Origin of the sequence: Streptomyces sp. NPDC048479 (assembly GCF_040651435.1) — a bacterium.
Taxonomy (GTDB): Bacteria; Actinomycetota; Actinomycetes; order Streptomycetales; family Streptomycetaceae; genus Streptomyces.
On the sequence record NZ_JBEZKA010000042.1, the window covers coordinates 35,977 to 48,072 of the forward strand.

Genomic DNA, 12,096 nt, shown 5'->3' on the forward strand with positions numbered 1-12,096 from the left:
CATGCCGGTCGCCGATGTGGTCGCGCTCGCTGTGGACACCGGCTACCAGGGAGTCGAGCTGCGCGCCCACCCCGAGGAGCCGGTGCATCCGGGGATCGGCGCGCAGGAACGGGCCTCCGTGGTGGCGGAGTTCGAACGCGCGGGCGTGGAGATTCTCACCGTGTGCGGATACACCGGCGTCGCGGCCGCCGGTGACGACGCTCCGGTGTACGAGGAGCTCGACGAACTGATGTGGCTGGCCCACGACTTGGGCGCGCCGTATGTACGCGTCTTTCCCGGCGGCGGCGACCAGGACCCGGCCGTCGCCGAGGCCACCGCGGCCCGCCGGCTCGGGGCCGCCGCCGAAACCGCGGCCGGGCTCGGCGTGCGGATCCTGCTCGAGACCCACGACTCGCACCGCACCGGCGCCGATGTCTCGCGCATCCTTGGCCCGGTCGGCCACAAGAGCGCGGGCGCGATCTGGGACGTGGTGCACCCCTGGCTCGACGGCGAGACCCCGGCGGCGGCGCATGCCGCGCTCGCTCCTTTCCTCGGCTATGTCCAGGTCAAGGACGTCGCATCGGCCGACGACCTCGCGCCCCTGCCGCTGGGAGCGGGCGTACTGCCGCTCGCCGAGTGCCTGGCGACGCTCACCGAGGAGACGTGGCTGTGCTGGGAGTACGAGAAACGCTGGCATCCGGAGGCAGCTGACCTGCCGAGGCTGCTGGTGCCGGGACGGGAGCACCTGGAGCGCCTGCTCTCGACAGTGAGGTGAGCGCCACCCCGCCGACCAGCAGGACCGCCGCGCCCCAGCGCAGCGGGCTCACCGACTCGTCCAGCAGCAGCGCCGCGGAGGACATGCCGAAGACCGGCACCAGCAGCGAGAAGGGCGCGACGGACGAGGCGGGGTAGCGGCGCAACAGGAAGCCCCAGGCGCCGAAGCCGAAGACTGTGGCGCCCCAGGCGACGTAGACGATGGTCCCTGCCCCGCTCCAGTCCAGCGAACGCAGCGCGTCCAGATCGGCCGCCGGGCCTTCGAAGAGCAGGGAGAGCGCGAGGAGCGGCAGTACGGGCACGGTGGACACCCAGATCATGAAGTTCAGCGCGTCCGGCGGGGACGCCTTGCGGGTCAGCACATTGGACACACCCCAGCAGGCGGCAGCCGCGATGACGAGCAGGAAGGCGAGGACGGGGCCCGAGGCGCCTTCGTCGACGGCCGCGACGGCGATACCGGCCAGGGCGACGCTCATGCCCAGCACCCTCACCCTGCCCGGGCGTTCGCCGAGGACGACGGCGGCGAAGACCGCCGTGAAGACGGCCTGGATCTGCACGACGAGCGAGGACAGACCGGCCGGCATACCCCGGTCCATTCCGATGAAGAGCAGCCCGAACTTGGCGACGCCCAGGGCCAGTCCGACGCCGATCACCCATTTCCAGGCGACCTTCGGGCGGCCCATGAAGAAAACGGCGGGCAGCGCGGCCACCAGGAAGCGCAGGGCGGAGAAGAGCAGGGGCGGGAAGTGGCCGAGTCCGAGCTCGATGACGACGAAGTTCACTCCCCAGACGGCGGTGACGAGGACGGCGAGTGCCACATGTACGGGACGCATGGATCGAGGATCACCGGACTCGACCATGTAGCACCAGCGCGGGTTTCTTCATGGTGGAATTGAGCGTTGCTTACGAATGCCTGCTGAGGCTCTGGCGAAAGGGAGGGCGGTCATGCTCGATCTGGGACGACTGCGCGCGTTGCACGCCGTTTCCGTCCATGGTTCCGTAGCCGCCGCGGCGATCGCCCTCGGGTACACCCCGTCCGCCGTGTCGCAGCAGATCACCAAGCTGGAGCGGGAGACCCGTACGACGCTGCTGGAACGGCAGGGGCGGGGCGTGGCGCTCACCGACGAGGCGCGTCATCTGGCCGCCACCGCACAGGAGTTGCTCGCGATCGTCGAGCGCGCGGAGACCACGCTGGAGGAGCGCAGGGGGCGGCCGACGGGGCGGCTCACCATAGGCGCCTTCGCCTCCGCCGCACGCGGTCTGCTGCCGGGAGTGCTCGCCGAGCTGGGCCGCGAGCACCCCGGGCTCGACGCCCGGATGACCGAGGTCGACCCGCATCTGTCCATCGATCTGGTGGCCCGGGGCATGATCGACGTCGCTGTCGCGCACGACTGGGACATCGCGCCGCTGCCCGCGCCGGAAGGGGTGGAGCAGGCGGTGATCGGCGACGACCTGTGCGATCTGCTGGTGCCGGGGGAGCATGCGCTGGCGGGGCGCGCTTCCGTACGCCGCGAGGAGCTGGCGGGCGAGCGCTGGATCTGCCAGCCGCCGGGCACGGTCTGCCACGACTGGCTGGTCCGTACACTGCGGGCGGCGGGCTGCGAGCCGGATCTGGCCCACCGGGCCGAGGAGTACCACACCCAGATCGCGCTGGTCGCTGAGGGCCTGGGCATCGCGATGATCCCGCGCCTCGGCCGCGGGGCGCTGCCGGCGGGGGTGCGGGCGGTCAGCCTGGATCCGGTGCCGATGCGTCGCCTGTACGCCCTGTGGCGCACGGGCGCGGCGCGTCGCCCGGCGATCACGGCGACGGTGGAGGCGCTCCGGCGCCACTGGATGGACACGGCGCGGGCGAGCGCGTGACGGGGCCTGTTTGTTCCCCCACCCGCCCCTTCCCGGTCGTGTTCTGGACGGAAAGCGTCGCAACTCGTGCGAAGCGCGGTGACCACGCGGCGGAGCCGCATATCGGATGCAGCGCAGTACCGGACACGAGCCCCGGAGCGGACCCCGGACGGCCACCGCGCAGGACCGGGCACGCCCAAACACCCAAAACCCGCACCCCCGGGCAACCCAAGACTCGCGCACCGCACCCGCACCCCGGGGCAACCCAACGCGCACCCCGCAAAGGGCCCGGACCCGCGGAGACCGGGCACCCCCGAGCACCAACGCGTACCCCGCAAGGGACCCGCACCCCCACCGCCACGCGCACAGCGCGAAACGCCCCCCGTGGTACCTCCCGCACCATTTCCGCGGAATCGCCGATTTACAGGAACCCGCACCCACGCCCCTCCGTCTAACGGGCCGTACTGCTGGTGAGTCTCCGCAGAGCGGTGTCGGCCCTCGCTGCTGGCTGCGATCGCCGACCACCCCTCTCCAGCCGCCTGCGGCCGGCAGCACACCGCCACCGGTGCGCCCCCCTCCGACAGCGCCGGTGGCGGACCCCCGTCCCGGTGACCTTTCGCGCGCCGCGCGTCCTTTCTGTTGCCACACCCTTGACCTGGCAGTAACTTTCCGGCTGTCCGTGAACCCTTGGAAGTTTCCTTCAACTCCCTTGTCGAGCAAGGCCGGAAGGAGCACCCATGCACGACCGGAGCCTCTCCAGACGCACCCTCCTCACCGCGACCGCCGCGAGCGCCACGACCGCCCTCGCGGCGAGTGCCGTCGTCACCGCCTCCCCCGCCGTCGCCCGTCCCTCCCACCACCTCAGGCGGCTCATCGCCCGGATGAGCCTCGAGGAGAAGGTCGGCCAGCTCTTCGTGATGCGGGTGTACGGGCACTCCGCCACCGCCCCCGATCAGGCCGACATCGAGCTGAACATCAAGGAGATGGGCGTCCGCACCGCCGCCGAGCTGGTCGCCAAGTACCACGTCGGCGGCATCATCTACTTCGCCTGGGCGCACAACACCCGCGACCCGCACCAGATCGCCGACCTGTCCAACGGCATCCAGCGGGCCGGGCTCGCGCAGCCCACGCCCGTACCGCTGCTGATCTCCACCGACCAGGAGCACGGCATTGTGGCCCGTGTCGGCAGGCCCGCCACCCTGATGCCGGGTGCGATGGCGCTGGGCGCGGGCGGACCACGGTCCGGCGCCCGTACCGCCGCGCAGATCGCCGGGGCCGAGCTGGCCGCGGTGGGCATCGTCCAGAACTACGCTCCGGTCGCCGACGTCAATATCAACCCCGCCAACCCGGTCATCGGCGTACGGTCCTTCGGCGCCGACCCCCGCGCCGTCGCCGGTCTGGTCGCCGCCCAGGTCCGCGGCTACCAGAGCGCGGGCATCGCCGCGACCTCCAAGCACTTCCCGGGACACGGCGACACCACCGTCGACAGCCATACGGGCATCCCTGTCATCACGCACACCCGCGCGCAGTGGGAGGAGACCGACGCTCCGCCGTTCCGGGCGGCGATCGCCGCCGGCATCGACTCGATCATGACGGCGCACATCCAGTTCCCGGCGCTGGACCCGAGCAACGACCCGGCCACGCTCTCCCGCCCCATCCTCACCGGCATCCTGCGCGAAGAGCTCGGCTACGACGGTGTGGTCGTCACCGACGCGCTCAATATGCAGGGCGTACGGGACAAGTACGGCGACCACCGGGTGCCGGTGCTCGCGCTCGCGGCCGGCGTGGACCAGCTGCTCAACCCGCCTGATCTGGCCGTCGCCCGGAACGGTGTCCTCAGCGCCGTCAAGAGCGGCGAGATCAGCGTGGCCCGCATCGAGGAGTCAATCCTCCGCATCCTCCTGCTCAAGGAGAGACTGGGGCTGTTCCGCCATCCGTTCGTCTCCCACCGGGGCGTGGACCGTACCGTCGGCACCCGCGCGCACCTCGCCGCCGCCGACCGGATCGCCGAGCGGACGACCACGCTCCTCGTCAACGAGGACCGGCTGCTGCCACTGAGCCGGCGCGAGCACGGCAACCTCCTGGTCGTCGGCGCCGACCCCGCCTCGCCCACCGGCACGACCGGACCACCGACCACCGTCCTGGCGACGGCCTTCACCGAACTGGGCTTCACCGCCACCGTACTGTCCACCGGTATCACCCCGACCACCGCGAAGATCGACGAGGCAGTGGCCGCGGCCGGCGGCAAGGACGCCGTGATCGTCGGTACGTACAACGTCTCGGCGAGCAGCAGCCAGCGCACCCTGGTGTCCAGGCTCATTGCGACCGGCGTCCCGGTCGTCGTCCTCGCCATCCGCAATCCGTACGACATCGCCCAGCTCGGCGGCGCCCGGGCGGCGCTCGCCGCGTACTCCTGGACCGATGTCGAACTACGGGCCGCGGCACGGGTGATCACGGGCCGCGCCGATCCCGAGGGGCGGCTCCCCGTACCCGTACAGCGGGCGGACGATCCGTCCCGCGTGCTCTACCCCATCGGCTACGGACTGTCGTACGACTGACATTCGGCCGACGTACAGCTGACGTACGCGGACCGGCCGCGCACCACCCTCGCACTCCCCCCAATTGTCCCGAAGCACCCCGTGCGTCTGGCGTGCGCCCGCCTCGGCGGGTCACGCTGGGCGGGGACCGGCCCGGAGCACGGAGGGCCGGTGGGGGTGGGGGTACAGATGCGTATGAAGCGGCGGTCCGCACGGGCGGTGAGCACCCTGGCACCGGTAGTGATACTGGTACTGGCGGTGGCGCTCACTGCCGCCTGCAGGCAGGCGACGGAAGGCACGGGTCCGGTCGCCGGCACCGGTATCGGCAGCCCCACCGCCACACCGTACGGATACGGCCTGGTCTTTCTGGGCCCCGGCGACTGCGGCTCGCGCGGCCGCGACTTCCGTGAAGTGCCCTGCACCAGCGAGAAGGCGGTGGCCCGGGTGATCGCCCGGTATGGCGGGAGGCCATCGGACGGCCCCACGTGCCCGGCCGCCACCGACTTCGTGCTGCACATCTCCGAGAGCCGCCCGGCGACCGACGAGGACGGCGACGGGGAGGTGGGACGGGGCTACGCCTGTATGCGCAATCTGGAGCCGCCGCATCCCGGTGACCCGGGCGGTGGCGGCGGTCCGCACACCGTCGTCGGCGACTGCGTCCACAACGCGAGCAAGGGCCAGGTGAAGGAGACCGCCTGCGACGGATCCGGGCCGCGGGCACCGGAGTTCAAGGTGGCGTCCGCGGTGACCGACAGGTCGCAGTGCCCGCCGTCCACCGCGCTCTATGTGCAGCTGGGCGGAGAAAGGCCGGTGGGCTGCGCCCGCCGCGTGTGAGGATCCACGCGCGGCGGGCACAGCCCACGCTGTCGCAGACGCGGTTACGGCCTCAGCGCCGGCTCCCGCTGGATGTCCCGCTTGTCGAGCTTCGCGTCGTACTTCGTCAGCGGCTTCGCCTTCGCCGCGTCCTCCTGGACCGCGGCCGGAGCGACGCCCGCCCACTTCAGGATCGCTGCGGTGGCGGCCGCCTTCTGGTCCGGCACGAGGCCTGCGACGTTGGCACCGTGGTTGGCGCCGGGCGCGGTGTACACATAGCTGTCGCGGGCGCCCTTGCCGAGCCGGAAGCGCTCGCCGCCCCACGGGTCGTTCTCGCCGTAGATGAACATCATGTGGCGGGCGTTGTGCCGGACCCATGTGTCGACGTCGTTCATCACCCACGGCTTGAAGCGCATCGGGATGTCACGCGGCACAAAATTCCGCGGCGGCTGGTACCCGTACCGGCTCAGCCCCTTGAGGTGCGGCTGCTTGATGTCGGGCGAGCCCAGCTCGGTGCCTGCCTGGTAGTAGTACGGCGTGTACGTCTCCAGGCCCTGGTCCGTGTAGAAGGAGAAGCCGGAGATCGCGTCGACGGAGTCGTAGATCTCCTGGTCGGTGGCGGTGGCAGCGACCGGGATCGACTCGCAGTCGGCAAGCAGGCTGTACTGCCAGAAGCCCCAGACGTAGTCGAGGACGACAGCCTCGTACGCCCTGTCGAGGCTGCCGATGGTCTTGAACGTGTAGCCCTCGGTGGCCGCGGCCTGCTCGTACTTGGCCTCCAGCGGCGCACGGCGCACGAGCGCCTCGCGCTGCACCGCGTTCAGCTTGTCGCGGCACTCCTTGGTGCCGACCTGCTCGAAGAACCGGTCGTAGGCCGAGTCCTCCTTGTTTCGCACGTCGTTGGGCGCGACATAGGCGACGACGCCGTCCATGTCGGCAGGGTAGAAGCGCTCGAAGTAGGTGGCGGTCATACCGCCCTTGGAGCCGCCGGTGGTGAGCCAGTTCTTGGCGTAGATCTTCTTCAGCGCCTTGAAGACGCGGTGCTGGTCGCTGGCGGCCTGCCAGATGTCCAGCTTGGACCAGTTGGCCGGGTCGGGCCTGGACGGGGTGAAGAACCGGTACTCCAGGGAGACCTGGTTGCCGTCGATGATCGCCGTCGGCTCACTGCGGCGCGGCGTGGTGCTCACGTTGTAGCCGGAGGTGAAGAAGACGGTGGGACGGTTGGTGTCCTTGTGCAGCAGGGTGATCCGCTGCTTGAAGGTGCCCTTGTCCGGGTGCCGGTGGTCGACCGGCTGTGTGTAGTTGAGGACGAAGTACCGGTAACCCGGGTACGGCTTCTCCTCGATGAGACTCATGCCCGGTATCGCCAGGATCCGGTCCTTGATGTCCGTGCCGGCCGCCGGCTCTGCGGCGGTAGCCGCCCCGGCCGTCGCACCGGCCGCACTCATGGTGCCTATGAGCACCACGAGCGACAGCAGCCATCTGAGCGCCTTGCGCATTCACCCTCCCCTTGATTCACCTGTGGTCGCGGTGAACCTAGCGGGGGCAATGCCCGGACCGCCAGCCCCAGTTGGGTGCGCGGTCGGTCAGCGGTTGATGTGAGGGTCCGTCAGCGCTTGGCGCAAGGGTCCGTCAGACCTTGGCGCGGGAGACCCTGCGCGGTTGACGCGAGGGCCGTCAGCAGAGGATCCAGCCGGTCGATCCGGAGCTGCCGGCGACGGCTCCGGTGGCCCGTACACAGCGGTTGAGTGCGTGGACGGTGACGGGCCCCGCCTGGCGCTTGAAGACGCCCTTGTCCACGGCGGCGCGGCCGCCGCGCGCCTGGAGGGAGACCGACATGGCCCGCCTCGTGCCGGGCCTGGTGCTGATGGTGATGGCGCAGGCGTAGTGCCGGTTCTTGTAGATGCGCAGCTCGCCGGTGGCGAACTTGACGGTCTTCTGCGGCCGTCCGGCACACGCGGAGACGGCGGCGTCGGCGCGCTGCGCGCCTGGGCCGGCCAGGGTGAGAGCCGCAGCCGTCATGAGCACAGCGAGGCACTGCGCGAGCAGCCGCCCGAGCCTACTGTTCCCCGCCCCAGTCACCACTATGTTCCCCCTCGCCACGGTCCCGTACATGCGTACGACGCACATGGGATCGGAATGGTTGCGATGCCCGGGAGTCCGTTACACCGCCGCGGGCTCGCCCTCCCCTATGAAGCTCCGCCACAGCGTGGCGTAGGTGCCGCCCAGCGCCAGGAGTTCGTCATGGGTGCCGTCCTCGACCGCCCGGCCGCCGTCCATCACTATCACCCGGTCCGCGCGGGCGGCGGTGGTCAGCCGGTGGGCGACGACCAGGGTGGTGCGGCGTCCGGTGAGACGGTCCGTGGCCTGGTTGACCTGAGCCTCGGTGGCCAGATCCAGGGCCGCGGTCGCCTCGTCGAGCAGCAGGATGTCCGGGTCGACGAGCTCGGCGCGGGCCAGGGCGATCAGCTGGCGCTGGCCCGCCGAGAGGTTGCGGCCACGCTCGGAGACCTCGTGCAGGTAGCCGCCGTCGAGGGTGGCGATCATGTCGTGGGCGCCGACGGCCCGGGCCGCGGCCTCCACCTCGGCATCGCTCGCGCCGGGGCGGCCGTACGCGATGGCGTCCCGGACCGTGCCCGCGAAGAGGTACGCCTCCTGCGGGACGACGCCGAGCCGGTGCCGGTACGCGGTGAGGTCCAGGTCGCGCAGGTCAGTACCGTCCGCCGTGACCTTGCCGCTCGTCGGGTCGTAGAACCGCGCGACCAGCTTGACCAGCGTCGACTTGCCCGCGCCGGTCTCGCCGACGAAGGCGACGGTCTGGCCGGCCGGGATACGCAGGTCGATGGAGTTCAGGGCAGCTTCGGGTTCGTCGGCGGACCCGTACGCGAAGTCGACGTTCTCGAAGGCGATCTCGCCGCGCAGCGACAGCACCTCGACGGGGGCCTTCGCCGCAGCGGTCGAGGTCGGCTCCTGGAGCAGTTCCTGGATGCGGCCGAGCGAGACCGTTGCCTGCTGGTAACCGTCGAAGACCTGGGACAGCTGCTGCACCGGCGCGAAGAACAGATCGATGTAGAGGAGGTACGCCACCAGCGCGCCGGTGGTGAGGGTGCCCGCCTCGACCCGGCCCGCGCCCACGATCAGCACGGCGGCCGCGGCCACCGACGACAGCAGCTGCACAAAGGGGAAGTAGACGGAGATCAGCCACTGGCCGCGCACCCGGGCCTGGCGGTAACTGTCGCTGCGGGCGGCGAACCGGGCCCCGCCGTCGCGCTCGCGCCGGAACGCCTGGACGATCCGCAGCCCGGACACGGACTCCTGCAGGTCGCCGTTGACGACACTGATGCGCTCACGGGCCAGCTCGTACGCCTGCACGCTCTTGCGGCGGAAGAAGAACGTGCCGACGATCAGGAACGGCAGGGTCGCGAAGACCACCAGCGCCAGCTGCAGGTCGATGAAGAGAAGCGCGGCCATGATGCCGAAGAAGGTGACGACCGAGACGAACGCGGTGACCAGGCCGGTCTGCAGAAACGTGGACAGGGCGTCCACGTCCGTCGTCATCCGGGTCATGATCCGACCGGTCAACTCGCGCTCGTAGTAGTCGAGTCCGAGCCGCTGGAGCTGCGCGAAGATCTTCAGGCGCAGGGAGTAGAGGACGCGCTCACCGGTGCGGCCCGTCATCCGGGTCTCGCCGATCTGCGCGGCCCACTGCACGACGACCGTCACCAGCGCGAGCGCGGAGGCCGCCCACACCGCACCGAGCGCCATCTGTTCGACACCCTTGTCGATGCCGTGCCGGATCAGGATGGGAAGCGCCAGGCTCATGCCCGCGTCGACCGCGACCAGCGCCAGGCTGACCAGCAGCGGCAGGCCGAAGCCGCTCAGCAGCCTGCGCAGCCCGTACGCCTGCTCGGGGCGGACGGCGTGTGCCTCGTCGATGTCGGGGGTGTCGGTGGCCGGCGGCAGCGCCTCGACCTGGGCGAGGAGTTCGGGCGTGGCGCCGGGGGCCGCGGACTCCTCGGTGTTCTCCTCCCGTACCCAGAGCCGGGGCGTGAGGCCGCGCTCGACGTCGAACTCGGCGTCGAGCTCGTCCCGTACGGTGTGGTCCTCCGCCGGTTCCGCGGCCGGCAGCGGCCGGTGTCCCGGCGATACGCCGCCGAGCTCGTCCGGGTCGGTCAGCAGCCGCCGGTACAGGGCCGAGCGCCGCGTCAGCTCCTCGTGCGTGCCGATGTCGGCGAGCCGGCCGCCGTCCAGCACTGCGATACGGTCCGCGAGTCCGAGGGTCGAGCGGCGGTGGGCGATCAGCAAGGTCGTACGGCCCGCCATGACCTGCTTGAGCGCCTCGTGGATCTCGTGCTCGACGCGGGCGTCGACGGCGGATGTGGCGTCGTCGAGGAGGAGCAGCCGCGGGTCGGTGAGGATCGCGCGGGCGAGCGCGATGCGCTGGCGCTGGCCACCGGAGAGAGTGAGCCCGTGCTCGCCGACCTTGGTGTCGTAGCCGTTCGGGAGCTCGGCGATGAAACGGTCGGCCTGTGCGGCGCGCGCCGCGGTCTCTATCTCCTCGTCGGTAGCGCCGGGCTTTCCGTACGCGATGTTCGTGCGCACGGTCTCGGAGAAGAGGAAGCTGTCCTCCGGTACGAGCCCGATGGCGGCCCGCAGCGAGTCGTGGGTCAGTTCGCGCACATCGTGGCCGCCGACGAGGACCGCGCCGTGCGTCACGTCGTAGAAACGGGGCAGCAGCAGCGAGACGGTGGACTTGCCGCTGCCGGAGGAGCCGACGACGGCGACGGTCTCGCCCGGCTGGATCTCCAGCGAGAAGCCGTCGAGGACCGGACGCTCCTTGTCGTAGCCGAAGGTGACGTCGTCGAACTCGACGGTCGCGGGCGCGTCCGCCGGAAGCTCCTTCGTACCGTCCTGCATCGTGGGCTCGGTGTCGATCAGCTCCAGTACGCGCTCCACACCCGCCCGCGCCTGCTGTCCGACGGTCAGCACCACGGCGAGCATCCTGACCGGGCCGACGAGCTGTGCGAGATAGGCGGAGAAGGCGACGAAGGTACCGAGGGTGATCTGGCCACGGGTGGCCAGCCAGCCGCCGAGCGCCAGCATCGCGACCTGCCCGAGCGCGGGGACCGCCTGGAGAGCCGGGGTGTACTTCGAGTTCAGCCGGATGGTGCGCAGCCGGCCCGCGAAGAGCTTGCGGCCGACCTCGCGCAGTTTGCCGGTCTCCTGGTCCTCCTGGCCGAAGCCCTTGACCACGCGTACGCCGGAGACGGCGCCGTCGACGACGCCCGCGACGGCGGCCGCCTGGCTCTGCGCGTACCAGGTGGCGGGGTGCAGCCGGGTGCGGCTGCGCTTGGCTATGAACCAGAGGGCGGGGGCGACGGCGATCGCGATCAGGGTGAGCGGCAGCGACAGCCACGCCATGATCACCAGTGAGATGAGGAAGAGCAGGATGTTCCCGATGGTCATCGGGAGCATGAAGAGCAGGCCCTGGATGAGCTGAAGGTCGCTGGTGGCACGGCCGACGACCTGTCCGGTGGACAGTTCGTCCTGGCGCCGGCCGTCGAGGCGGGTGATCGTCCCGTACATTTCGGTCCGCAGATCGTGCTGGACGTCGAGGGCGAGGCGGCCGCCGTAGTAGCGGCGTATATAGGTGAGGGCGTAGACGACGAGCGCGGCGGCTATCAGCAGCCCGGTCCAGACGCCGATGGATTTCGAACGGTCACCGATGACATCGTCGATGACGACCTTGGTGATCAGCGGGACGAGGGCCATGACGGCCATACCGGCCAGCGAGGACCCGAGCGCGAGCACCACATTGCGCCGGTACCGCCATGCGTAACCGGACAGCCGCCGCGCCCACCCCTGCTCCGCCGCCACGTGGTGCCTCCCGTGAGATCCAGTTCTGGTCTACCGGAAGGCACCAACGCGGCGAGCAGCGGATTTCATCCCGCTGCAACAAAGTACGGTCTTTCGGCCTAGGCCTGTCCTAGGTCCTGCCCAGGCCTGTCCGAGCCTGCCTGGGCCTGTCCCGGGCAGATCGTGGACCGTTTCCGGCCAGGCACTAGGTGTATTGACCTGGAGCGTTGTTCACGCGGCTGATGGGTGGCTGGCCTTCGAGTGCGGTGTGGCAGCGGTGGTGGTTGTAGGTGTGCAG

The 12,096-nt window shown here is 70.6% G+C and carries 7 protein-coding genes and 1 pseudogene; 4 read left to right on the plus strand and 4 right to left on the minus strand.

From position 1 onward, the window contains the following. Position 1 precedes the first annotated feature (1 nt). A pseudogene (locus tag AB0D12_RS37310) lies at positions 2 to 622 on the plus strand (sugar phosphate isomerase/epimerase family protein); the annotation flags it as partial. A 7-nt stretch (positions 623 to 629) separates the two neighbouring features. On the opposite strand, the gene AB0D12_RS37315 reads toward AB0D12_RS37310, so the two are convergent. Beyond that, positions 630 to 1,586 carry an EamA family transporter gene (locus tag AB0D12_RS37315; RefSeq protein WP_362693379.1) on the minus strand — a complete coding sequence of 319 codons (957 nt, stop codon included), beginning with the start codon at positions 1,584 to 1,586 and terminating at the stop codon, positions 630 to 632. 112 nt (positions 1,587 to 1,698) lie between these two features. Here AB0D12_RS37315 and AB0D12_RS37320 point away from each other — a divergent pair, with 112 nt between their 5' ends. The 3 genes from AB0D12_RS37320 (at position 1,699) to AB0D12_RS37330 (ending at position 5,963) form a co-directional block, all read left to right on the plus strand. Continuing rightward, the gene (locus AB0D12_RS37320; RefSeq protein WP_362693382.1) at positions 1,699 to 2,613 is read left to right on the plus strand and encodes a LysR family transcriptional regulator; all 915 of its coding nucleotides are present in this window, start codon (positions 1,699 to 1,701) and stop codon (positions 2,611 to 2,613) included. A 716-nt stretch (positions 2,614 to 3,329) separates the two neighbouring features. Continuing rightward, entirely contained in the window at positions 3,330 to 5,150 is a 1,821-nt protein-coding gene (locus tag AB0D12_RS37325) for a glycoside hydrolase family 3 protein (RefSeq protein WP_362693385.1), read from the plus strand. 300 nt (positions 5,151 to 5,450) lie between these two features. Continuing rightward, a complete protein-coding gene (locus AB0D12_RS37330; protein WP_362693402.1) occupies positions 5,451 to 5,963 on the plus strand; it encodes a hypothetical protein in 513 nt (170 codons plus the stop codon). Positions 5,964 to 6,007: 44 nt separating this feature from the next. Here the strand turns inward: AB0D12_RS37330 and AB0D12_RS37335 are convergent, their stop codons facing one another. The 3 genes from AB0D12_RS37335 to AB0D12_RS37345 form a co-directional block, all read right to left on the minus strand. Continuing rightward, positions 6,008 to 7,441, minus strand: a complete 1,434-nt coding sequence (locus AB0D12_RS37335; RefSeq protein WP_362693388.1) for a S28 family serine protease — start codon at positions 7,439 to 7,441, stop codon at positions 6,008 to 6,010. Between the two features lie 178 nt (positions 7,442 to 7,619). Then, positions 7,620 to 7,964, minus strand: a complete 345-nt coding sequence (locus AB0D12_RS37340) for a hypothetical protein (protein ID WP_362693391.1) — start codon at positions 7,962 to 7,964, stop codon at positions 7,620 to 7,622. A gap of 141 nt (positions 7,965 to 8,105) precedes the next feature. Beyond that, positions 8,106 to 11,819, minus strand: coding sequence for an ABC transporter ATP-binding protein (locus AB0D12_RS37345; RefSeq protein WP_362693394.1), 3,714 nt, complete (start codon positions 11,817 to 11,819; stop codon positions 8,106 to 8,108). Between the last annotated feature and the right edge of the window lie 277 nt (positions 11,820 to 12,096).